Source organism: Paenibacillus sp. N3.4 (assembly GCF_008017805.1).
Taxonomy (GTDB): domain Bacteria; phylum Bacillota; class Bacilli; order Paenibacillales; family NBRC-103111; genus Paenibacillus_E.
The window spans coordinates 40,583-63,317 of record NZ_VRTT01000024.1; the positions used below are offsets into that span (position 1 = coordinate 40,583).

Here is a 22,735-nt window from a genome sequence, read left to right on the forward strand (position 1 = left end):
TTTTCAGCAAACGTTCAGCTTGTGTTCAACTTACTTTCAGCCTACATTCAGACCTGTTTCAGCCTTTCCCCTTAAACTGATTTTATAAGGTTGTTGATAACTAAGGCGTTCGATGTCTTAGGAACTTGGAGAGGGGTATTAAGGATGAAATTTGGCCGGAAGAAGAAATGGATCATTGTGGTTTTGGCTGCGTTGTTATGTGGAGCGGGAACTTACTACTACTTACATAATAAAGCGAAGCCGACAACTGCAGCAACACAACAAACGGTAATGAAAGTGGCAAAAGGGGCAATATCCTCCACAGTCTCGGGTACCTCTCAGTTAGATGCTAAGGATAAACAAAATATTGTCATTCCGGTAGATAGCATTATTAAAACCATGAATTTAACACAAAACATGGCCGTTAAGAAAGGCGACGTGCTTGTAGAACTTTCGGTGCCTTCAACCGAGACCAACCTTAAAGAAGCACAAGTTAGTGTGCAGCAGTCAGAGAAAGAGCTGGCTGAACTCCAAAATCAACAAAATCATATGAGCATATCTGCTTCTATGTCCGGGAAGCTAATGTTACCCTCCAATCTGGATGTAGGCAGCCAAGTAACTAAAACAACGAAAATTGGTACGATTTCAGATACGACACAATATAAAGTAAAGCTGCCATTTTCTTTACAAGAAGCTGTGCAATTGAAAAAAGGGGACCCTGTAGAGTTGAGTGTTGATGGGTATTTATTATCCAAAGTAGGGTCTGTTGACACGATTGGTCGCGAAATCAAAGCAGATGCTAATGGCAATAAGGTTGTCACGGTGGATGTTCTGGTGGACAACGACGGCACACTCTCAGCAGGGCTGAAAGTGAAAGGAAGCATTAGCAGCGGAGGCAGCAAGATCGACTCATCCGAGCAAGTAGCGCTTGAATATGTGCGTACCGCCCCGATCTTCTCAGATGCAGTCGGAACGATTAAGAGCATGAAGTTCAAAGACGGAGATACGGTTAAACAAGGCGACCTGATTGCGACGCTGTTCAATGACGATTTGCAGAACAATATTATCAGCAAGCAAGCTTCCATTGACAGTCAGAAAATTAAAGTAAATGACGCTCAGCAAAAGGTGGACCAATTAGTCATCAAAGCGCCGTTTGATGGTGTGTTCTCTGCCGACTTTGCAAACAGCAAGAACAATGTGCTTCGCAATTATCCGGCAGGCGCCCAAATTAATGCGAATACGACACTAGGCGCTGTGGCTAGTCTAAGCACCATGCAGCTGGCAATTGCCGTAGATGAACTGGATCTGACCAGCGTCAAGGTTGGACAGAAGGTCACGGTGAAGGTGGATGCCATCTCGGGGAAAACCTTCCAAGGCGAAGTCACCTCGGTTTCCAATGTAGGAACAACCACTAACGGCGTTACGACGTATGATGCGGTCGTTGCCATTCCGAATACAACGGCAAATGATTTGAAATATGCGATGACAGCAACCGCTGAAATCTACATTCAAGATAAGAAGGATATTCTGGTCATACCTCTGCAAGTGATTACTACGGCGAAAGGCAAAACAACCGTTACGGTGAAAAAAGCAGACGGCACGACGGAGGATCGGGAAATTCAGATCGGGATTAAGAGTAAAACATTAGTAGAGGTTGTAAATGGTTTGAAAGAAGGCGAAGAAGTGGTGGCGCCGGTTAGAAGAACGACGACCAATCAGCAAATGGGAGGATTCCCAGGAGGTGGAGAACCACCTGCAGGCGGCTTCGGAGGTGGTAACTTCGGAGGCGGCAATTTTGGCGGAGGTAATGGAGGTAACGGAGGCACCAGAGGGACAACCACGCGTTAACATTCAAGTTATCAGCTCTTTGGAAAGGAGCCATTGGGATGAATATTATCGAACTGAATGAGGTTACAAAGAGCTACAACCGAGGTGAAGAGGAGCTGCAGATTCTCAAAGGCATAACGCTGCATATTGCACAAGGCGATTTTGTAGCGATTATCGGACCCAGTGGATCGGGAAAATCAACGCTGATGAATACGATTGGCTTGTTAGATACCCCAACTACAGGAACATACACCTTAGATGGTGTTGCTACGGAAAAGATGTCCGATAACGGATTGCCGAGCTGCGTAATCGAAAAATCGGTTTTATTTTTCAACAATTCAATCTGCTTCCCCGTCTCACAGCCACAGAGAATGTGGAGCTGCCGATGATTTATGCGGGTATACCGCCGAAGCAGCGCAAAGAACGAGCGCAGATGATGCTGGAGAAACTCGGCATGGGTGAGCGCGGACATCACAAGCCGAGCGAGTTATCCGGTGGACAGCAGCAGCGTGTGGCGATCTCGAGAGCTTTGGCCATTTCTCCATCCTTGATTCTGGCGGATGAACCGACCGGAGCCCTTGATTCGAAAACGGGCATTGAGGTGCTTGAGTTAATCAAAGAGCTTAACGAGCAAGGGAATACCATCGTATTGATTACCCATGATAATCATATTGCAGATAATGCCAAACGCGTTGTTACGCTTCGCGATGGACTGATTATTAAAGATCAGCGCAATGAGTCTGTGCGCATTCAGCAGGCCCAGGAGGCATTTTCATGAGAATATGGGAACTGTTTCAAATGGCGATGGCGACGATTCGTTCGAATCCGCTTCGGACTATACTTACGATGCTGGGCGTGATTATCGGAGTTGCCTCTGTGATTACGCTGGTGTCCATAGGACAAGGAACAACGAAAGCAATCGAAAAGCAGTATGAGGGATTGGGAACGAATTTGCTGACCATTAATCTGATGGGAAACGGCCGTGCGACAGAGCTAAAATACGATGAGATTATGCAGTTGGAAGGAACAGCAGGGATCAGTGCAATTGCTCCGTCGATGACCAAAAACAGCACAAGCATTAAGTATGGTCGCACAACGCAGACATACAATGTGATTGGGACGAATGATCGGTACCTGACCATGCAAAAGGGTGAAATGGGCAGCGGCCGTTTCATTGCGCAAGCCGATCTTGACTATCGCAACCACGTTGTTGTCTTAGGCAGCGAGGTAGCCAAAACATTTTTCGGCACCCAAGATCCGCTAGATGAAGAAATTAACGTCAACGGCTATGTGTACACCATTATCGGCGTGCTGAAGAGCAAGGGTTCTAATACGACCGGAACATCGATCGACAGCTCAGTGATTGTGCCTTTGCCGACGATGAGCAGAGACTTTAAGCTAGGTACGATACGAAGTGCTTCCGTTGAAGCCGCATCCGGTAATGATGTAGCCCGTGTTCAAAAAGTATTGGAAGCTTATTTGGCTAACAAATTCAAAAGCACGTCAGGCTACAACATTTTTAATTCAGCGGAATTAATCAGCGCCAGAACGGCAGCCTCTAGCTCACTCACCAGTCAACTAGTTGCTGTAGCTGCGATATCCCTCCTTGTAGGCGGGATCGGGATTATGAATATTATGCTGGTCACCGTTAGCGAACGAACGAGAGAAATTGGGATTCGGAAATCCATTGGTGCGAAGCGGCGCAACATTTTGCTGCAATTCTTGGTAGAAGCAACCTTAATCAGCGGTTTTGGCGGATTTATCGGACTTGTTCTAGGTATTGCTTTATCACTGGCATGGCCTTACATCAATCCCAGTCAAGCCACCAGTCTTTCACTTAGTGTAGGCTTGTATGCTTTCTTATTCTCGGCGCTCGTAGGCGTTGTCTTCGGTCTCTATCCAGCGAACAAAGCTTCCAAATTAAAACCAATTGACGCACTGCGTTATGACTAAAGACTCAGGAGGTACTAAACCCATGATACGCAAACTAACGTCCATCTCGCTCAAACATACAAGCTTCGCTCTGTTACTCACGGGCAGCCTTGCTGCTGCTTCGTGGGCCGCTCCTGCGGCTCATGCAGCCTCTGAGGCCATCTACATTTCGAATTCATCTTACTTTACTTTAAATCAAGCAGCTCTTTCTTCCTCGTCTCTTCAATTTTCCGTAGCGCTACATAACGGGGAAGGCAGTGCGATTGATTTCAATCAATATGGAGTCCGCGTAACGGACAAAGCAGGGCATAGCTACACGGCGAAATTAAGTGAGAAGAAGAGCGCTAGTGTGCTTCCTGGTCAGGATCAGACATTCCGGTTCTACTCCAATTTGGCAGCTGGTGAAACGGCAGATCAGCTTCAGGTTGATGTCTTCCGTTGGGACTTCAGCAAACCCGATTTCATGAATCATCTTGGCGTATTGCCCGTTGCTTCCGTGGTCCAAGATGGTCAAGTGAATGTGCCTGAGCAAATTATTAATCTGCGTACGTTGGATAGCACGTTAGCAAATGATGCTTCAATTGCGTTCCGCTTAGGTCAAAGCGTGCGTGTCTCGGAAAATGGAAAATGGTACCTGTACACGCAAGTGTCAGCAAAGAATTTGGGCTCCAGCAGCGTGAAGGTGCCAACTGGTTTGCAAGCTAGGCTTGTGGATGCGGACGGTCTGAAATATGCATCGACAATCGTAAGTTCGGACACAACCTTTTTACCAAATCAGTCCGATACGATTACACTTAAAACGCTCGTATCCAAGCAAATGTCGACAAGCGGCTTGACGCTGGAGTACTACTATTTAAATCAGAGTGAAGATGTCTCGCTCGGCACCTTAAACATGAACGCTTCCCTTCAAACTGCAGCGCTTGGCACTAAACAGAGCTATGCGGGACAGCAAGATGGTGATCAAGTTACCGTAAAAGCCACAAAATCGACGTACTCGAACCAAGCGGATGGGGTACATGTTCAGACGGTAGTGACGCTCAGCAATGATGGCCAGTCCGTGGCCTCTGTACCCTCCTTCTTTGCTTCCTATCAGTTTGGCGAAGCGGGTACATCGTCGGTAACCTCTACCGACAACTCCACACGCAGTGCGTATTTGGCACCAAAGGAAACGTCATCCTACTATTTCAATGCGATTCTTCCAGCCGGCGTTGATCCGAACGCGACGCAGCTTGTGCTATGGCAGAAAACAACCGCGAGCACGAGCAGTTCCTCATCGACGGGAGCAGCGTCCGGGACAACGACAGGAAGCACAGGCTCAACCACGACGACGGGCTCCGCTTCGAACCCAGCATCTACCGCTACCAATGGCTCGTCAGGTCAAATGCCTGTAGCTGTATTCCTGCTCAAAGGAGCGACTGAGGCACAAAGCGGTTTCACGACTGCAGTGAAGTATGAGTTGGGCACCAAATTGGCATTCAATGACAGCTCTGTCGTTAATAAAAACCTGGATGTCTCCCTTGTCGAGCTTCACGCTCATGAGAATGATGACCTTGGCTACAAAACGGCAGTAGCCAAATATAAAATTACGAACAATGGCACAAGCACCATTGCGCTTCCGGTGCTTCAAAATGAGCTGATTGACAGCAATGGAAATGCGTATACCGGTTCTCGCCAAAGCCAAGTCGCCACTCAAATTACGCCGGGAAGTTCCTATGTGGTAAGCTACTCGTACTTGCTGCCGAACAAAACTCAAACGGATTCCGAGACCTTTGCTTTGAACATCTTCGATGATAAATCCGTATCTGAAGGCAATGTGTCCATCGGTTCCTATCAGGTGGCTCTGCAAAAAGATGCAGACACTAACAGCGATACGCTATCTTTGTATCCATTCTCAATTAAAGTTAAGGATAATTCGATTAGCTGGCTTTATAGTGGGGGGACTTACTCCTATCAGCTTAATCTGGATCTGGAAATTTCTCATGAAGACCAAGTTATTATTGATTCGAACTTCTCTACAATCCAATTCGAGATGGTTGATTCACTGGGTCGGGTTGTAGGTACACAATCTGCTACGTTAACAGGCACAGGCAAGCTGACCAACGGAATGCAAAAAGTTGTCGTTTCCGGCTTGAAAAACGAGCAAGTGGATTCCGGTGTAGTCGTCAATATGTACGAAGTGATTAATACGCCGAATGGAACGGCTAAACGTCTCCTGAAGCAATTCCATTAATTCGACACCTTAGATAGAGAGAAGAAGTATAGTTAATTAGCGATGTTAACGAATAACTTCGAAATGTAACCGAAGGCGTCTATATGCTTCATGCGTATGGACGCTTTTCGTTTGCTAATCAAGTCCATACAAAGAGGTGATGCCGGTTATGGCGCGTATTCTCATTATTGAGGAGGAAGGTCCTGCTCGGCATTCGCTCCGTTACACTTTGCAGCGTGAAGGATTTGAGGTTACTTGTACGGATGACACCGGGTACGTGCTGAAAATGCTTGAACAGTCACCGACCGATCTGGTTATCTTTGATGTGACAGCCAGGCAAAAGGATGGATGGAAACTCGTAAGTGAGCTAAGGAAAGACGTTGAAACACCTCTTCTGCTCATTGGCCCCCGCGGGGATCATACGGATGTTGTCAGAGGGTTCCAGCTTGGAGCCGATGACTATATCGTTAAGCCTTTTCATCCGGAAGAAATGGTCATGCGAGTCAGGTCATTGATGAAACGGCACCATGTTGCGGCTTTTACCAAAATTCATATTGGCGACTTTCTGATTGATAAAGCGATGCATGAGGTCAACGTGCAAGGACGCAGCCTATTCTTACCGCTCAAAGAGTTTCAATTGCTGTTCACATTAGCCAGCTATCCCAACCAGATTTTAACTAGGGGCCAGCTGATCGAGCAGGTATGGGGCGTGAATTATGAAGGCGACGAACGAACCGTAGATGTTCATGTCAAAAGGCTGCGAAGCAGGTTCGGCGCCTTTTCGGACTATATACAAGTCAAAACGGTTCGAGGTGTGGGATATCGTTTCGAGGTAAATAGCGGGTTGAAATCAACTTGAAAAATAGGGTTTATCTATGAAAAAGACGGTTAGACATGGGGCTCCTACAGCCTTGTCGAACCGTCTTTTTGTGGAGTATTTATTTGTTTTTGGGAAATGGCTCCGTAAACGCTACGTCTAGAAGGATAACACTGCTTCTTTTGGGTGTTAGTGCAGTCAGTATGAGTAGCAACGCTAGTGTTACGCTGAAAAACTGTGCTTACAGATAGAAATGTCGACCGAAAAGCGACATTCTTATGAGGATAACGCTGTTTTTGACTGTCGAACGACTCCAGAACGTTTGGTCTCTAATTGATTTTTATGATTGGGGGGCGTTCATAACAAAGAAATAATACACTACAAATGGTCTGACAGCCCATTTATTTGCTTTATTAGTCAGATCTTGATCCCCTAAAAGAGCTGTTCGACAGTAGTCAAATAGAAAGCACGCTTACAGCGAAGGAAAAAGAGAGAGCGGGCGGGATGTTGAGCTGTAACGCGGGTTTTCCGCGTTACGGAAGGCAAGAGGTGCGTCGGCGACGCTGCAAGCACGGAAAACATGCTTAAAGTTCGTGGACACATCGCCGGATACTCTTCTGTTCCTATGTTGCGACGAAGAGGCGCCAGCCGCTAAGGCTGTCTCCTATTTGGTGTCATAGCCTTTGGCGATGGAGGGTTCGATCCATCGCTTTTCGGTATGCTCGCGGCGGTTGATCACGACGTGGTCAGCGTATACATCGATGATCAGACTCTGGCTGATCGCACGGGTTTCTGGCCTATTGTGAGAGCTCCATACCTGACGGATGGATGCGCTTGAAGCTGCGAGAAACTTCAGCTGCTTCACCTGCTTGGTCGTTTCGAGATTCCAGTGGGTATGTCCACTGAAGAAGATGACATTCGGGTGCGCGTCGAGCAGCGCCCGCAGTTCTTGGTGCTGGACGACGCCCAGCTCCTGATCGGTGCCATCCAGCGTCTGGGGCAGCGGCTGGTGGAGGAACACGAACACGGGCTTGCCGGGTTCGGCTGCGCCCAGACGCTCGCGCAGCCAAACGAGCTGCTCGGGCGAAAGGAACGCATCCTCCCCTACGGATGCGTTCACGTCCCGGTACGCTTCCCCACTTAGGAAGAGGAAGCGGTAGCCCTCCACGATAAGCTCGTGGTACGGCTTATCGTATCCCCATGTGCGGTCGAATAACGCGACCGCTTGCTTGCTTGACCAGGATGGATTCATCTTCGATGTATCCATACCACCCGTCGCGTGCGCCACACGCCGTAGTAATCGTGGTTGCCCATGGTCGCATGCACAGGGGCATGGGGCTGCTTGTCGAGCAGCCCGAGCAAAGTGCGATAGTCGCCCTCACTCCCATTCGTCAGGTCGCCGTTCATGACGAGCAGCTTGCTGTTCGGGCGCAGCGCATGATGATCGGCAAGCGCATCGCGCAGCCTTTTGTGTGCTTCTTCGTCCCATGTAGTGATATGTGCATCACTAAGCACGGAGAATGAAAACAGCGGGGCTGCCGGAGATTGCTCAACAAGGCGATTCACAGCAATGTTCCGCGCATAGGATGCATGCGCAGGAAACAAACAAAGAAGCAAGATAACGAACATGATACGTGGTGTGAGTGGCTTCATGCTGCCTAAACCTTCTTTCGCAGGGAGACATATATTTTTCGAATTGGAGCACCTTGGAATCAACAAAAGGTGATCTTTGGTATTCCCTATTTATAAGGGATTTATTAGGTGATCGCTGACGATTTTCGATGAACCTTATTTGGGACTGGATGCTGTGGCTAGAAGCTTGTTCTATGATCGATTGCTGGAGGATTATGCGGAACATCCACGGACTATTATTTTGTCTACCCATCTGATTGACGAGGTAAGCCGCCTGCTGGAGCATGTGTTGGTCATTGACAGCGGCAAATTGCTCTTAAATGAAGATGCCGATGCGCTTCGCGGCCGTGCATGTGCGGTTTCTGGTTTGGCAACTGTGGGTAGATACATTCATACAGGAGAAAGAGGTGCTGGAACGTACGGTTTTCGGAGCCGCGGTGACCGCCACGATACTTGGATTTTTAAATGAACAAGAGCGGAAAGAAGCGGAATTGCGGGGTCTTGAGTTTGCTCCCGTATCGCTGCAGCAATTAATTGTACACCTTACACGCACAGGGGCCGCAGGAAAGGGGACTGAGTCACAATGAATCAGCAACGATTGACTAGTGTAATGAAACTGCATTTGAGAGATAAAACGAGTTGGTTTTTGACTCCATGGCTTATTATCGCGGCAACTTTCATAATCAATTTTATTATTACCTTGTCACTTCATACGGATGAGACGATGCACACAGGTTCGATTGCCGCTATTTTCGTCTATACATTCGTAGCGGGGGTTATCACAATCAAAGAAACCTTTTCTTTCGCTTTGGGCCTTAGTATTCGGAGAATAGATTACTTTCTCGGAACTGCGGTCACGGCTATCTTCGTGAGTTGCTCTTCAGCCATCGCAATAACCGTTCTTTCACTTATTGAGGGAGCAACGAATGGATGGGGGGTACGTCTTAACTTTTTTAAGATAGAATCCTTTAGTGACATCTCCATAGTAGGCTTGATCGGCATCTATTTGATCTTGCTTCTTCATATGTACTTTCTTGGGTTCGCAATCTCCAGTCTCCATCGACGTTATGGCCGAAACGCCATGTATGCTTTCTTCGCAACACTTTTTCTGCTAGGCAGTATAGGTACCTATGTGTTCACACGCTTTGGGCTCTGGGGCGGAATCTTTACATGGCTCATACAGCATTATTTGGAGCTTTTTTGGTAGATGCTGCCTGCGTCAGCCATCTAGATGCTAGTTGCTTATGGTCTCCTGCGTAGAGCTGCTGTTTAATTGGTTAATGAAAGATATCTATGCCGTAACGGCGCTAGATTACCATGCGGTTTGAATTGTCGGTTATCGGGAGCATTTTTGTGTTTGACTTCACATCTAAAATCAACTATTATTTCATTACACGATCGTTTAACGAAAAGTGAAAGAGAGAATGTCACATTGAAGAAAGATCCTAAAACCAGCCGCGACCTTCAAGCAGTAGAACGCAGAATGCAGATCTTGCAAGGAGCAAAGGAATTATTCGCTCAGCACGGATATCACGGTACGTCTATTCGCGCCATCAACAAGCATATTGGTATTACGGACGGTCTCTTGTATCATTATTTTCCGGGTGGCAAACAGGAACTATTAGAGACTATTTTCCAGGAAGCACAGCAAGTTCGGCTGCAGCTCATGGATAAATTAATTGCAGGTATTCAGCCAGGTCAGCCTCTGGAAGATGCGCTTTATCAATTGCTTATTAGCTTGGTCAAGACTATCGCGGGTGATAAAGACTTTATTAAAATAATGCTGCGTGACTCGGATTCCATTCAGTCCAAGGATAAGAATTTTCTGACGGAAGTTATTTTGCAGCGACATCAAGCACTTACTGACGCACTAGCCAATAGAGCTCTGGCCGGTGAAATCCAGCAGATGGATTTTCAAGCTGCTGCGAAACAAGTGATTTCCATTGGGGTTATGGTCATCGTGGGCGAGATTGCGGCTGTTAAAGTAATAAACACAGATCTTGAAACTTATTTGAAAAATATGATCGCTTTCACCGTCTCGTTATGGAGAAAGTGATTGTTTTTTATAGTTTTCGTTCACACAACGTTGAATGAATTAAAAAAGAGGGGGATTGGGTATGAGTCATTTTTTTAAGCAAAAACATCCGTATATCGCACTTATCACTGTGTTTCTTGTCGTTCTTTTGTTAGGAGTGGCGCAGCTTGGCTCAACGGTTAATCCGGTTCCGAAGGATTTGCCTGTGCTTCTCGTTCAGACAGATAGCGGGGAGAAGCTGCCGACAGGACAGGAAATGAATTTCGGGAAGATGATTCAGGAGAAAATAACGACTATACCGGGCCAAACCGGTTCCGCAGCACCGCTGAAATGGACCATGATGAGGAATGAACAGGAGGCTATTGACGCGATGAATCATGAGCAGGCCTATGCGGCTATCGTGATTCCTGCAGATTTCAGCCATAAGCTGGGGAGCCTGCTTACTCCTCAACCTGACCCATCTTCACTTACCGTCTATGTAAACCAAGGGATGAACAATACGGCAGCTACCATGGCCAATCAGGTCATCAGCCAGATGGTTCTGGGAATTAATACTCAAATCAGGGAGCAGTTATTAGCCCAAGTCAGCCAGCGCGGCGGCACTCTTACTGTTGAACAGACCAAAGCATTTGCTTCGCCTATTATCGTAACAACGAAAAATATAAATACGATAGGCACGAATAGCTCCAACGGGAACGCGCCGCTCGTATTAACTCAGCTTGTCTGGTTTGGAGCTATGGTAACCACCCTACTGCTTAATATGGCTTCAATGAAAGCGACACAATCCGGTTCACGCCTGCATCGGCTAGGCATTCGAGCCTCCCAACTTCTGAGTGGTCTCGTTATTACCGCCGTAGCCTCTGCGAGTATTCTCCTTGTGACCGGCCAATGGCTAGGGTTATCGATTCCGAATTATTGGGATATTGGTTTATTTATGTTCTTTGCCGGATTTATTTTTTCTTGCTCCAAACTGCAATTGTGAGTTGGCTAGGTATGGCGGGTGTACCGCTATTCGTTCTCGTCTTTTTCTTCGGGGCGCCTGTGCTTTCTCTGCCTCCGCAGCTGCTTCCGGGATTTAGCCATGACTGGCTTTATAGCTGGTTGCCGCTTCGCTTCTCTTTGGAAGGTTTGCGCGACTTGTTCTATTTCCGCCAAGGCTTTAATTTAAGTGATCCACTTTGGAGCTTGGTCTCCATGGGTGTCGGGGGTATTGTGATAATTCTCCTATCTGTGTTGAAAAAGCACCCGCAGCCATCAGTCGAGGTGGATATATCGAGCAATTCTTCGACTATTTAAACGTAATGAATCTTCGTAATTCGGAAATTCATGAAACTCATGATATGAAGCAAGCAGCCCGTTCCTCGTCAGAGGAGGGCTGCTTTTGTTTCTCTATTCCTATTTTGCCCCATAGGTCTTCACAAAAGCAGGTTCAATCCATTTCTTTTCGGAATGCTCTCGTCCTCGAGACCTACCTTTTCGGAGGGATATGTATGTGGTTAGGCTAACTTTGACCAATATGGTTGCCAGATAAACACAACTTCATTATGGGTCTTAGATCCACCCCGACTTAGGTCTAGGGATAAAAACCGTCGCGAGTCCGTTTTGCCAAACCGTGTTTTTACCTAGAATAAGAGTATGAACAAGAACACAGCACAACAATAACGAAAGGCGGTGACGAAACGATGAAAAGAAATACAGGCTTGGCCGCTCTGCTAATCGCATTCGGTGCGCTGATCCTACTGAATAAGTTTGGGCTTCATACCGGACACTTTTTTGGCTCCTTAATGGGATACTTGGTTCCGCTGATCATGATCGGCCTTGGCTACATCGGAATCAGAAATGGCAGTAAAATTGGCTGGATCATTGCTGGGCTGGGAATTATCATTCTGCTAGGCAAAATGGCTACATGGATTATTATTTTACTGGCTATCGGATTAATCGGTTATGGGTTTTCGATGTTGACGAAAAGAACGATTTAATCGGAAATAATGAATACAGAGAGTGAAAAAAGGTGGTATGAGAGATGAGCCTAATAAGGCGAATGAGAGACATTACCGTAGCAACATTGAATGAACACTTGGAACGGTCGGAAGACCCGGTTCGCTTGATCGACCAGTACTTAGCTGCGCAGCGCGAGCAACTTCAACAATCGGAGAAGCTGTACCAGCAATGCGTCAGTCATGCTGCATCGCTTCGCCAGCAGTATCTTACAGCACTCGAAACCAAAGAAAAGCGTGAGCATCAAGCGCTTTTGGCTTTGAAAGCCGGTGAGGAACATATCGCACGGATCGTGCTTCAAGAGAAACTGCAAGCTGAAGAGAAAAGCGAACAGTACCGCGGTTTGTATGAACAAGCAAAGCAATCCATCCTTGATTTGGATGAGGAGCTCCAGCAGTTGAAAGCCGATTATAAGGAAGTCGCAGAAAAACGCAGCTACTTCCTTGCCCGAATGGAGTCTGCTCGCCTGCAGCAACGATTGCATGCTCGCAGCAGCGTATCGCAAGATGCATCGCCAAGGATGTTTGGCCGATTGGAAGAACGCGTATCCGATATGGAGCTTCATGCCAGAACGCTCCGGGATGTTAGGCGTATGGGGCGCGAAAGCTACTACGGTGGGGGGAACCCGGCTGTAGATGCCGAGCTGGAAGCTTTGCGCAATAAGCTTCAACAGGAAGGAGTAAGCAATCATGAGCAAACTATATCGATCACGAAGAGATAAGAAAGTTACCGGTTTATGCGGCGGACTAGCCGAGTCGATGAATGTGGATGCAACATTGCTGCGATTACTCGTCGTAATTACCACATTTTTCACGGGAGGAACGGTCATTTTCATCTACTTTGTAGCTGCACTTGTCATTCCGAAAGAACCTGGGTATGACCAGCCTCCTTATGACCCATATGCGGGATCATATCGTCAACAACCTTACAATAGCGGAAATTGGAATGCTCATAAGCAGCCTGACTATCCTCCGCAGCATGCAGGATACAATGCTTCTTACGATACAGGTAAAACGAACAACATCGATGAGATGATGAAAGATATTGAGAAGAAAGCTTTGCAAAAAGAAGTGGAAGAATTAAGAGCCAAAGTCGCTCGTTTTGAACAACCAATCGACATTAAAAAAGGGGACGTGTAAACCATGGGAGTATTTACAAGAATGAAAGACATGACGAAAGCATCGATTCACGAGGTATTGGATAAAATTGAAGATCCGATTGTGATGTTGAACCAATATCTGCGCGATATGGAGCAAGAAATTGCTGGTGCCGAAGTAACTGTAGCTAGACAAATCGCAAGTGAGCGCAAGCTGAAACAACGTCTGGAAGAAGCGGTTCGCCTTGCGGCAGATCGTGAAGCAAAAGCGGGAGCAGCACTCAAAAATGGTCAAGAAGCCATCGCTCGTCAAGCTTTGGAAGAAAAATTGTACCATGAAGATAAAATTGTCGAGTATACAGACCTGTATGCATCAGCTAAAGCACATGCAGATGAATTGACACAGCAATTGCACGAAATGAAAGATGAATTCTACAAATTGCGCAACAAGCGCAACGAGTTGGTTTCTCGTGCTCAGTTGGCAAAAGCGAAGAAACAAATGGCGCAAGTATCTTACAATGGTGTTATTGAGAGCGGCAACGCATCCCGCGGCTTCCAACGCATGGAAGAGAAAATCATCCAGCTTGAAGTTGAAGCGGAAATCGCCCGCAAGCCTTATGTGCCTGCTGGATCGGTAAGCAGTTACGCGCCTGTCGATACCGCTAAACAAGCTAAAATCGATGAGCAATTGAACTTGCTCAAAGAGAAGCTGAACGTGGGTACGACAATAGAGCAATAATCCTAATACCAGAGAAGCCCCTCCATGTGGAGGGGTTTTTCGCATTTTTTTACAATTATTTTTAGTTAGCTTGCAGTCATTGTGCAGTTATTTTGCAGTATTCATGCTGTTTCATGTCATTTTAACGGATTTCCCGGGAAATATTGGTTTTCATGTCGACAGGAAAGAGCGCCATAATAAAGGACATTATGATTCCTTCTTCATCTCAGGCAGATAAGACGGAAGCAGCATGTGTTGAGGAGATGAGGCTTATGGGCAAATTGGCGCGTCCATTCACCATCCATGTAACGTGGATTATGGTAAGTTTGTGCCTTGCAGGATGCACGTCAACGAAGTTACATTCGCAGTCGCAAGAAGTGCCGAAGGAACTAAAGTCGAATCCGATATCCTCTCCTTTTACGAAAGGAACTGCCCAACCCGAGTCATACTTCGATCCATCCATCGTAGAAACGCAACAACGGTATACGGGTCCCCGAAGGTTGAAAATCAAGGAGACAGAAACACAAGCATCTGCGAGCAGTTCCCATAAAACGGCGTATCTAACTTTTGATGACGGTCCTTCCGGAAGCACGAAAAAAATTCTTAGTATCCTAAAAAGCTTTCAAATCCCCGCTACTTTTTTCGTTGTAGGCTCTGACACAAGTGAAGGAAGATCGCTTTATAAGCAAATCGTCGCTGAAGGCCATGCTTTAGGCAATCATACGTATTCGCATGACTACAATCGTATTTACAAGTCGCCGGAAGCTTTCATGAAGGATGTACATAAGCTTGATCAACTTTTAGAACAGACCGTAGGTTATCATCCTGATATTTTGCGTTTTCCGGGAGGGGTGAATAATCATTTAAGCTGGAAATCCGGCGGCAAAGGCATTATGACCCCAATTGCGAGAGTCGTAAAAGAGGAAGGCTATCAATATTTTGACTGGAATGTAAGTTCAACGGATGCGGCTGCTCCCGTGCAGGACAGAGATATGATTATCGATGCTGTAGTCAGCGCAAGCCGAGGCAAACAAAGCATTATTGTACTTATGCATGATAATACCTTCAAAACAACAACGGTGGAAGCACTGCCTATTGTTATTCAAAAGCTGCAAGCAGCGGGCTTCCACTTTGAGAAATTAACCAAATCTTCCTTTACGTTTCAATTTTTGAAGCCATAACGATTAGATATTTGGGGCAAGGCATAGATCAGCTTTCTTTCTATAACTGTAAATGGAATGCTTCAACGTGCTTTGGCACATAATACAAGCAGAAGGGAGATGACGACAATGAGCCAAAACGATTCCAAAATGCAGATTGAACAAGAACAGCAAAATAAAGAGCTCAAGAATAAAACATCTACAACGGATAAAGAAGGGGTAGTGGATAAAAAGCTGGATGGTCCCAACCGACCATCGATATGAGCAGCCAAGAGCAGAATCAACCAACCAAGGCGACCCAAGCCAAGCAAAATCAAAGTGATCTCGATCCGTTCGAGATTAATTTTCTCCCTCAATTTGAGCAGGGACGAGGCCCGCATGAGGCTTTCGTGAACGAATACGATGTCGTGATTGGCGACCATGATTATGAATCGGCAAATTCGCCTCTTGAGCAGTGGACAGCGGAGACCGATCCCGTAGTCATGGCTGGAGATGGGTGGGTTCACCCTTACAAGGATATTGGCTTCCAAAGTGCCGAGAACCGCGATATTTTTGAAAGAGGCATCCCGCCGCAAAGTGGCATCTTTACTCACCCGGATAAAAATGTCGCTTACGATCCAGATGAATCCACGAATAGGAAGAGGGAAGATGAGGCGGAAGCGTAGCTTTCGTCTTATTTTTATAGGGCACATCAAAGGTCGAGCGCAATTCAGGTCATTTACCTGGTTGACTCGGCCTTTTCCTTTTATGCATGCGCAATACGCTCAGGATTTTTTATGATACGCTAAAAGAAATGAACCTTTTGTCCGGCGGGATTGTTTATACAGGTAAAGGAGAAAGGGGTGAAAGGCTTGACCGAAAAGGATTTGTTTGAAACGTATAAAAAAGATGTGTATAAAACCTGCTATTTCATGCTCCAGCATCCTGCTGATGCGGAAGACATGTGCCAGGATGTTTTTACAAGCGTATTTCAGTGTGATTGGCGGCAAATTGAGCATTTGAAAACATGGCTTATGCGCGTAACGGTTAACCATTGTCTAAACGCTTTGAAGAAAAGCACACGCTCTCAAGCTAAACAAAGACTGCTGGCATTAAACTATACACAAGGGAAAGAAAAGGCTGCTGAAACGGTTGTAGAGGAAAAAGAATCCGCCAAGGAGTGTCAGCAATTATTAAGCTATTTACCAGGTAAGATGAGGGCGGTTGTGTCGCTTCGATTTCTGAACGAATATACTCTAACGGAAATCGCGGATATTTTGAACATTCCGTTAGGGACAGTGAAGTCCCGGCTGCATAAAGGGCTGCGCCAAATGAAGCAAATGCTTGAAAAGGAAGAAAAACAACAGAAGAAAGGCGGTGGCAAATATGGACAAGGTGGAGCAAGTTTTTTCTCGGTTTTTAGAAGATGAGGAAAAGATTGAATATCCGGACTTTGATGCCATGTGGGATCGTTTAGAGCCAAATCTGCCTAAAACGGACAGTAAGCTTTTGAACGCAGATCGTGCAGTTTCTAATCATCGTTATGGAAGAAAAGTGGTTATCTTTGCTGGTTTAGCCGCGCTCCTTGTTGCAACTCCGGTGTTTGCTGCCATTAAAAATAACTGGGACCACCTATTTGCTTACCACAGCGGCATTCAATCCGCATTGGAGCAAGGTTTGGGGCAAAGCTTTGAAAAATCGGTCACTCATGAAGGGATTACATTAACCGTACATACGGGCGTTGTGGATGATAACAGGACCGTGCTTCTGTATAGCCTCAGTTCGAAGGAGGGACTGAAGCCAAGCTTCCGTTTCGCTAAGATGCAAATTACGGATGTCAAGGGCGGAATCATTGATGTCAGACAAGTCCAATCATGGGACGCAGCAACGCGTACGTTAAACGGCTATTTTGAAACGGAATGGACGCCAGATGGGCTGGAAGCGGACATTCGATTTACAGCTAAGAACTTGCAATCCTATTCTGAAGTGGAACAAGTGCTCAAGTTTAATCCGTTTGATGGTCAAACAGGTGTATATCCCGTCGAAAAGGATGGGATTCAACAAATCACCCTGCAACCCTTCGTCCAAGGTGAGAAAATGCTGCTTTCCTCTGCCGTTACCTATAGTCAACCTGAGGTCAGGGATTGGGCTTTTCCAAGAATTGCAGTCTATAAAGGTGATGTATTGGAAAAGGAAACAGGGCACGGAGCGTTTGGCACACCTGGTCAACATGGTGAATATGTTAGCCAGCAGTTTTTTAAGATGACGGATCTGCAAGCGGGGCCTGTGACGTATAAGCTGCTCTATACGAAGGAAGAACGGAGCGTTAATGAAGAATGGGCCTATGATTTGCACTTGAATAAAAAACAAATGCTCAGCGGCACAGTGAAGCATGCACTGAATGTTCCGGCTGAAGAACCGATAGGAGCTATGGTGTTCAAGCAAATGATTGTGACACCGACACAAATCAGACTGAAGGCAAGTCATGAGAAGTATGTTCGTTTTCCTTATTTGAATTATTCATTGGACGTTAACGGTACGATTTTGAATGGGGGACTTTGGTACGACCGGGATGAGGACCCGGAAGAAGCAACTTTTCGTTTTGAATTACCGCCAGGTGTGCATGTGACGGAGCAGACGCCAATTACCTTCATTGCCAAGCACGAAGTGGTTGAGCATAAGGATGCGAAAGATCCGATCCGGTTAACGAATATTAGTGAAGAGAAGAAGAAGATCACGACGCAGGTTGGCGGCTATCCGGTTACATGGACCTATTATAAGCAGGATGGTCATCTGTTTGTGCAGAGCGAAAGCGAGGACCCGAGCTTTGGTGGCATTAATCAGACCTATATGGTTAGCGGAGCCCACGCGGGTCCTGGAAAACAGGTAACGGCAAATTTCAGGGGCGATGGCAATAATCAAGCCATCGATAAGTATGAGAATTATGAAGGCACGGAGGCCGAACTGTATATTTATTGGTACTATACGGAAAATCCCGATAAAACGAACCGTATTCCGTTGATTTCTCCAGATCAGAAGTAAGTAGTAGGACTTGGGACTTTGCTTTCCCCCTTAACGGATGTATAATATACTTTATAACGATTACGTTTTGAGAGTAACTATTAAATCCTAAGGGGTGGCACATATGGCAATGTCTTTTGATTCTTATATGAAAGATATGGTTAAACCGATGAGAGAAGATTTGACTCGTCTGGGGATTACAGAACTTCTAACACCGGAGCAAGTTGAAGAAGCAATCGAGAAATCGAAAGATGGCACGATGCTGCTTGTTGTCAATTCCGTCTGTGGCTGCGCGGCAGGTCAATGTCGTCCAGGTGTAGCGAAAGCACTTCAGAATGATACGCTTCCTACTTACACGTACACCGTGTTCGCAGGGCAAGAGAAGGATGCAACGGCTAAAGCGCGTGAATTTTTGGCGCCATACCCGGCTTCATCGCCTTCCATCGCACTTTTCAAAAATGGTGAATTGGCCCACTTTATTCAACGTCACCAAATCGAAGATCGTTCTGCCGATATGATTGCTGGCGACTTGATCGGCGCTTTCAACGAATTCTGCAAATAAGCAATATCATAAATATTAAACAGACCCACTTTGGAGCATTTGCGGAGTGGGTCTGTTTGTTATAAAAGCAACTGCTCTCCTGCATCTCCCTTTGAATTTTCAAGAGCGAAGTCTATACTAGTGCTTAAAGAACGAAGGTTCGAAATTAGGAAAAAGGTGGAGAGATGCATGAGCCTGCAACAGGAGATTATTGCGAAGCTTGGTGTGAAGCCGGAAATTGATATCGATGAAGAGATCCGTAAGCGAGTGAATTTTCTGAAGGAGTATGTGCTTGGGGCCCATGCCAATGGACTGCTGATTGCGATTAGCGGAGGCATTGATAGCGCAGTTGCCACGGGTTTATGCAAGAAGGCGACCGATGAGCTTACCGCTGAAAAGGGTAAAGAGTACAAAACGGTTGGCGTATTCCAACCTTACGGTGAACAAGTCGACATTGAGGATAGCTATGCGACAGCCAAAGCTTTCGATTTGAAATATCAAATCGAGAATAATATCCAAGAGGCTGTCGATGAAATCGCCATCGAAGTGGAATATGGCCTCAAGCATATCGGCGTCCATCAGCATGTGAGCCGCGGCGGCAAAGGCAACGTCAAAGCGCGCACGCGCATGGTGATGCAGTATGCGCTCGCTTTCGAGCTCGGCCTGATCGTCGTTGGTACCGACCATGCTTCAGAAGCGATCACCGGCTTTTTCACCAAATATGGCGACGGTGCCGTCGACATCACTCCGCTCAGTACGCTGAACAAGCGTCAAGTGCGTTCGCTCGCAGCGAAACTGGGCGTTCCGCAGAGCGTGCTAGACAAGGCCCCGACGGCTGGCCTTTGGGACGGACAAACGGACGAGAATGAGCTCGGCATTACATATGGCGACAACAGCGATTACCTGGAAGGTAAGCAAATTGACGCAGCTGTGCAAGAAAAGCTGGAGAGTCAATACTTGAAAACGGAGCATAAGCGGATTCCAATCCCTGGTATTTAATGATGTAAAGAAAGGCTGAAAGCTTCTCTTGATGAGAGCTTTCAGCCTTTTTGCATGTATCAAGTATGAATGACTGTAGTCTCGGGCGAGCAAGACTGTAGTTCTAAGGCATTTTTAAACCGCGTGAGCTTTGAAGAAGCGCATACCATTCTTCACGGGTCATCGTTTCGGAAATTCGCACCGCATCTCGGCAAGCAAGAACGCGTTCAACGGATGAGGTGCCGATCACCGGTTGAATGCGAGCAGGATGCTTCATTAACCAGCCCAGGACGATGGATTCAGGTGTTGTTTCTTTCTCAGTGGCCAGCTTCTGTACGAGAGCTGCTGTTTCTTTGACCGTTTCCGCTGCATCTTCGACGGGTTTGCCAGAGAATATGCCTTGCGCAAGAGGCCCCCAAGCTTGGATTTGAATATTTTCTAACTGGCAATGCTCCATAATGCCGTCAGCGAAATTGACGCCAACTCCTGCCTTTTGGTTGACCAAAATTCCTTGTTCAACCCAGTCCACGCGTGCCAAGCTCATTTCCAGTTGATTGACAACAAGAGGCTCGGGAAGAGAGTTTTGAATGAATCGAATTTGTGCGGAACTCATGTTGGATACGCCGAAATGACGAACCTTGCCGGACGAACGCAATTGCGAGAAAGCCTCAGCAACTTCTTCTGGCTCCATGAGGGGATCTGGACGATGCAGCAAAAGAATATCCAGATGCTCTACGCCAAGACGTGTCAGAATGCCATCGACTGAACTCACGATATGATCTTTGGAGAAGTCGAAGCGCTGCGGATTCACATCGTCTTGAAAGCGAATGCCGCATTTGGATTGAAGGATAATTTGGTCGCGGAGATCAGGTCGATTTTTGAGGATTTCTCCGAAAACAGACTCGGATTTCCCACTTTTATAAATATCAGCATGGTCAAACATCGTAATACCAATGGATAGAGCGGCTTCTACAGCTTTCTCAGCAATGACGTAATCTTCCTTGGAGTAAGTGGCTCCATTCCATTCTCCACCGATTCCCATACAACCAAAAACAATTCGGCTATTCGATATTCCACGTTTTTCAAGCGGCATAACTTTCATAAATACGGCCTCCTATTAAGTAAGTCTATGACCAGTATAACCGTTGTTTGAGGCGAACATAAGAGCTGAAAATAGGGTAACTTACTTACCTTGACGTAAGCGTTGTTGTCCAAATCGATGAAATCTCCCAGGCGGTGGAAGAACTTTCCGGTGATAAACCTTGACCCCGGAGGGAGAATCATGTAAATTGGACGCAAAACGTAACGGAAAATGAGGGTGATTTCGATGATTATCGGAGTTGGAACGGACTTGCTTGAAATCGAGCGATTGCGCAAAATACTGGAAAGCTCGACGGGGGGGAGGTTCCTAGAACGGATACTTACGCCTACGGAGAGAGAGCTTGCTGAAAAGCGTCGAGGTCGGCTCACCGAATTTGCTTCAGGCCGATTTGCGGCCAAAGAGGCCATTGTTAAGGCGATTGGCTGTGGGATTGGCAAGCAGATCGGCTTTCAAGATATTGAGGTGCTTCCCGATGCGCTTGGCAAGCCCGTTTGCCGAGTAAAAGAGGAGGCGCTGCTGCGCGCAGGCTTGCATGCAAACAGCCATCGCATCCATATTAGCATTACGCATACGGAGTCGATGGCTGGAGCTTATGCCATTGTGGAGCAGTTATAGATAAGCGGACTGTTATTTTTTGGAGCCAAGCCAATCGGTGAGAAGTCCGATCTCTTCTTCGGAGAGCGTATTTTTGTAAGGCTGCATGCCGCCGCCGCCATTCTTGATCTGATTGGCAATCTGCTCGCGGCTCATGGTGCTGCCAACCTTTTGCAGATTGGATTTGGGTCCTACCTTGCCGGCCAAATCAACGCCGTGACAACTGATGCACTTGTTCGCGGTGAAGATGTCCTGCGCTTTCACATACGCAGGGTTGCTCTCGGCTGCCGTAGCAGCCGGAGCCTTCGTGGCGGGGCTCGTCCCGCCGCCTGCTGAACAAGCAGCTAGCGCCGCAAATACCATAGGCACTGCCGCAATCGTTAGACCTCGCGCCCATGAGACCTTATTCATTCTCTTCTCCATAGTTGTGATGACCTCCTATGAAATATCTTTTTGACCTATTTATCTGTCTGCGGAAGGTCGTCCCTGCCCCAAGTCTGAAGCATATATCCGCTCACAAGAAGGCTGATCCCACCCATGCCTTCCAAAATGACCGCAGAGTATCCCAAGTACCAAACTCCCATGATAGCTGACAAGGCGAATAGCCATAAGCCGAGATAAACCAGCGGCCTGCCAAGCAGCAACCCGATCTGAACGAACCCAATCGCCAGGATGAAGGCTCGCAGCACTGGCGCGAACAGAGGCCCAACTGCACCGATGGCCTCAAGCAGTGCAACAGCCGCAATCAGCATCGCTCCTGGCAGCAGCAGGAGTGCCGGGTGTCCGAAGCCACTGCGCTCAGACGCTTTCTTGTCCTCACCTGAGCCCAATTGACTTCGTAAGCTCCAGATTTGAATGAAACTGGCTATGACGGCGGTGATGAACGCCGCTTGCTTCAACCAATCCAAGTCGCGCCAATAAATCGCGAAATCCACCAACGCGCTGAATATCCATTCCGCGCCCCAAATGAAAAGCAGCGGCAGCAGGGCCCGCGCTTCACCAATCCAAGCTTTTCTTTTATTGGTCAAATCCGTTCTCTTCGCATTCTGCATACATTCACCTCTAGTTTTATGTTCCACACTTCTCGTATAATGGAGACATGTCTTTATATTCATTA

At 46.9% G+C, this 22,735-nt stretch carries 25 protein-coding genes and 2 pseudogenes; 22 read left to right on the plus strand and 5 right to left on the minus strand.

The window, feature by feature from the left end; genetic code table 11:
- Positions 1-144: 144 nt before the first annotated feature.
- From FU659_RS14300 to FU659_RS14320, 5 genes and pseudogenes are all read left to right on the plus strand, one after another.
- The gene (locus FU659_RS14300) at positions 145-1,827 is read left to right on the plus strand and encodes a permuted SH3 domain-containing protein (RefSeq protein WP_147948201.1); all 1,683 of its coding nucleotides are present in this window, start codon (positions 145-147) and stop codon (positions 1,825-1,827) included.
- Positions 1,828-1,865: 38 nt separating this feature from the next.
- Positions 1,866-2,584: pseudogene (locus tag FU659_RS14305) on the plus strand (ABC transporter ATP-binding protein).
- On the plus strand, positions 2,581-3,759 hold the full coding sequence (locus FU659_RS14310; protein ID WP_147948202.1) for an ABC transporter permease: 1,179 nt from the start codon (positions 2,581-2,583) through the stop codon (positions 3,757-3,759). The pseudogene FU659_RS14305 and the gene FU659_RS14310 overlap by 4 nt, the downstream one beginning before the upstream one ends.
- A gap of 22 nt (positions 3,760-3,781) precedes the next feature.
- On the plus strand, positions 3,782-5,968 hold the full coding sequence (locus FU659_RS14315; RefSeq protein WP_147948203.1) for a hypothetical protein: 2,187 nt from the start codon (positions 3,782-3,784) through the stop codon (positions 5,966-5,968).
- A gap of 148 nt (positions 5,969-6,116) precedes the next feature.
- Positions 6,117-6,806, plus strand: a complete 690-nt coding sequence (locus FU659_RS14320) for a response regulator transcription factor (RefSeq protein WP_187274149.1) — start codon at positions 6,117-6,119, stop codon at positions 6,804-6,806.
- A 622-nt stretch (positions 6,807-7,428) separates the two neighbouring features.
- On the opposite strand, the gene FU659_RS14325 is transcribed toward FU659_RS14320, so the two are convergent.
- Positions 7,429-8,031, minus strand: a complete 603-nt coding sequence (locus tag FU659_RS14325; protein WP_147948205.1) for a metallophosphoesterase family protein — start codon at positions 8,029-8,031, stop codon at positions 7,429-7,431.
- On the minus strand, positions 8,013-8,480 hold the full coding sequence (locus FU659_RS14330) for a metallophosphoesterase family protein (RefSeq protein WP_147948206.1): 468 nt from the start codon (positions 8,478-8,480) through the stop codon (positions 8,013-8,015). The genes FU659_RS14325 and FU659_RS14330 overlap by 19 nt, the downstream gene beginning before the upstream one ends.
- A 52-nt stretch (positions 8,481-8,532) precedes the next feature.
- Between FU659_RS14330 and FU659_RS39320 the strand changes: the two are divergent.
- From FU659_RS39320 to nadE, 16 genes and pseudogenes are all read left to right on the plus strand, one after another.
- A pseudogene (locus FU659_RS39320) lies at positions 8,533-8,983 on the plus strand (ABC transporter ATP-binding protein); the annotation flags it as partial.
- Positions 8,980-9,603, plus strand: a complete 624-nt coding sequence (locus FU659_RS14340) for a hypothetical protein (protein ID WP_147948207.1) — start codon at positions 8,980-8,982, stop codon at positions 9,601-9,603. The pseudogene FU659_RS39320 and the gene FU659_RS14340, both read left to right, overlap by 4 nt.
- Before the next feature lie 150 nt (positions 9,604-9,753).
- Positions 9,754-10,452, plus strand: a complete 699-nt coding sequence (locus tag FU659_RS14345) for a TetR/AcrR family transcriptional regulator (protein WP_147948208.1) — start codon at positions 9,754-9,756, stop codon at positions 10,450-10,452.
- A 61-nt stretch (positions 10,453-10,513) separates the two neighbouring features.
- Positions 10,514-11,413 carry a YhgE/Pip domain-containing protein gene (locus tag FU659_RS14350; protein ID WP_147948209.1) on the plus strand — a complete coding sequence of 300 codons (900 nt, stop codon included), beginning with the start codon at positions 10,514-10,516 and terminating at the stop codon, positions 11,411-11,413.
- Positions 11,410-11,727: an ABC-2 transporter permease gene (locus tag FU659_RS14355; protein WP_222708554.1), complete on the plus strand. Its 318-nt coding sequence runs from the start codon at positions 11,410-11,412 to the stop codon at positions 11,725-11,727. Before FU659_RS14350 ends, FU659_RS14355 begins: the two co-directional genes overlap by 4 nt.
- 386 nt (positions 11,728-12,113) lie before the next feature.
- Entirely contained in the window at positions 12,114-12,410 is a 297-nt protein-coding gene (locus FU659_RS14360) for a LiaF transmembrane domain-containing protein (RefSeq protein WP_147948211.1), read from the plus strand.
- A gap of 44 nt (positions 12,411-12,454) precedes the next feature.
- A complete protein-coding gene (locus FU659_RS14365; protein WP_147948212.1) occupies positions 12,455-13,150 on the plus strand; it encodes a PspA/IM30 family protein in 696 nt (231 codons plus the stop codon).
- The gene (locus tag FU659_RS14370; protein WP_147948213.1) at positions 13,119-13,568 is read left to right on the plus strand and encodes a PspC domain-containing protein; all 450 of its coding nucleotides are present in this window, start codon (positions 13,119-13,121) and stop codon (positions 13,566-13,568) included. The genes FU659_RS14365 and FU659_RS14370 overlap by 32 nt, the downstream gene beginning before the upstream one ends.
- Before the next feature lie 3 nt (positions 13,569-13,571).
- Complete coding sequence (locus FU659_RS14375; RefSeq protein ID WP_147948214.1) at positions 13,572-14,264, plus strand: PspA/IM30 family protein; 693 nt, start codon at positions 13,572-13,574, stop codon at positions 14,262-14,264.
- 251 nt (positions 14,265-14,515) lie between these two features.
- Positions 14,516-15,424 carry a polysaccharide deacetylase family protein gene (locus FU659_RS14380; RefSeq protein ID WP_187274151.1) on the plus strand — a complete coding sequence of 303 codons (909 nt, stop codon included), beginning with the start codon at positions 14,516-14,518 and terminating at the stop codon, positions 15,422-15,424.
- 108 nt (positions 15,425-15,532) lie between these two features.
- Positions 15,533-15,667 (plus strand): spore protein, encoded by a 135-nt coding sequence (locus FU659_RS36380; protein WP_222708556.1) that lies wholly within the window; start codon positions 15,533-15,535, stop codon positions 15,665-15,667.
- A complete protein-coding gene (locus FU659_RS14385; RefSeq protein WP_147948216.1) occupies positions 15,664-16,068 on the plus strand; it encodes a DUF3905 domain-containing protein in 405 nt (134 codons plus the stop codon). The genes FU659_RS36380 and FU659_RS14385 overlap by 4 nt, the downstream gene beginning before the upstream one ends.
- A gap of 177 nt (positions 16,069-16,245) precedes the next feature.
- The gene (locus tag FU659_RS14390; protein ID WP_261807821.1) at positions 16,246-16,812 is read left to right on the plus strand and encodes an RNA polymerase sigma factor; all 567 of its coding nucleotides are present in this window, start codon (positions 16,246-16,248) and stop codon (positions 16,810-16,812) included.
- Positions 16,769-18,424 carry a DUF4179 domain-containing protein gene (locus tag FU659_RS14395; RefSeq protein ID WP_147948217.1) on the plus strand — a complete coding sequence of 552 codons (1,656 nt, stop codon included), beginning with the start codon at positions 16,769-16,771 and terminating at the stop codon, positions 18,422-18,424. The genes FU659_RS14390 and FU659_RS14395 overlap by 44 nt, the downstream gene beginning before the upstream one ends.
- Before the next feature lie 103 nt (positions 18,425-18,527).
- Positions 18,528-18,965, plus strand: coding sequence for a BrxA/BrxB family bacilliredoxin (locus FU659_RS14400; protein WP_147948218.1), 438 nt, complete (start codon positions 18,528-18,530; stop codon positions 18,963-18,965).
- Between the two features lie 168 nt (positions 18,966-19,133).
- The gene (gene nadE, locus FU659_RS14405) at positions 19,134-19,943 is read left to right on the plus strand and encodes an ammonia-dependent NAD(+) synthetase (protein WP_147948219.1); all 810 of its coding nucleotides are present in this window, start codon (positions 19,134-19,136) and stop codon (positions 19,941-19,943) included.
- Between the two features lie 103 nt (positions 19,944-20,046).
- Here nadE and FU659_RS14410 read toward each other — a convergent pair whose 3' ends face one another.
- A complete protein-coding gene (locus FU659_RS14410) occupies positions 20,047-21,024 on the minus strand; it encodes an aldo/keto reductase (RefSeq protein WP_147948220.1) in 978 nt (325 codons plus the stop codon).
- Positions 21,025-21,249: 225 nt separating this feature from the next.
- Here FU659_RS14410 and acpS point away from each other — a divergent pair, with 225 nt between their 5' ends.
- Complete coding sequence (gene acpS, locus FU659_RS14415; protein WP_147948221.1) at positions 21,250-21,639, plus strand: holo-ACP synthase; 390 nt, start codon at positions 21,250-21,252, stop codon at positions 21,637-21,639.
- A gap of 12 nt (positions 21,640-21,651) precedes the next feature.
- Here acpS and FU659_RS14420 read toward each other — a convergent pair whose 3' ends face one another.
- Positions 21,652-22,041, minus strand: a complete 390-nt coding sequence (locus FU659_RS14420; protein ID WP_315971319.1) for a c-type cytochrome — start codon at positions 22,039-22,041, stop codon at positions 21,652-21,654.
- Positions 22,042-22,076: 35 nt separating this feature from the next.
- Positions 22,077-22,670: a hypothetical protein gene (locus FU659_RS14425; protein ID WP_147948222.1), complete on the minus strand. Its 594-nt coding sequence runs from the start codon at positions 22,668-22,670 to the stop codon at positions 22,077-22,079.
- Between the last annotated feature and the right edge of the window lie 65 nt (positions 22,671-22,735).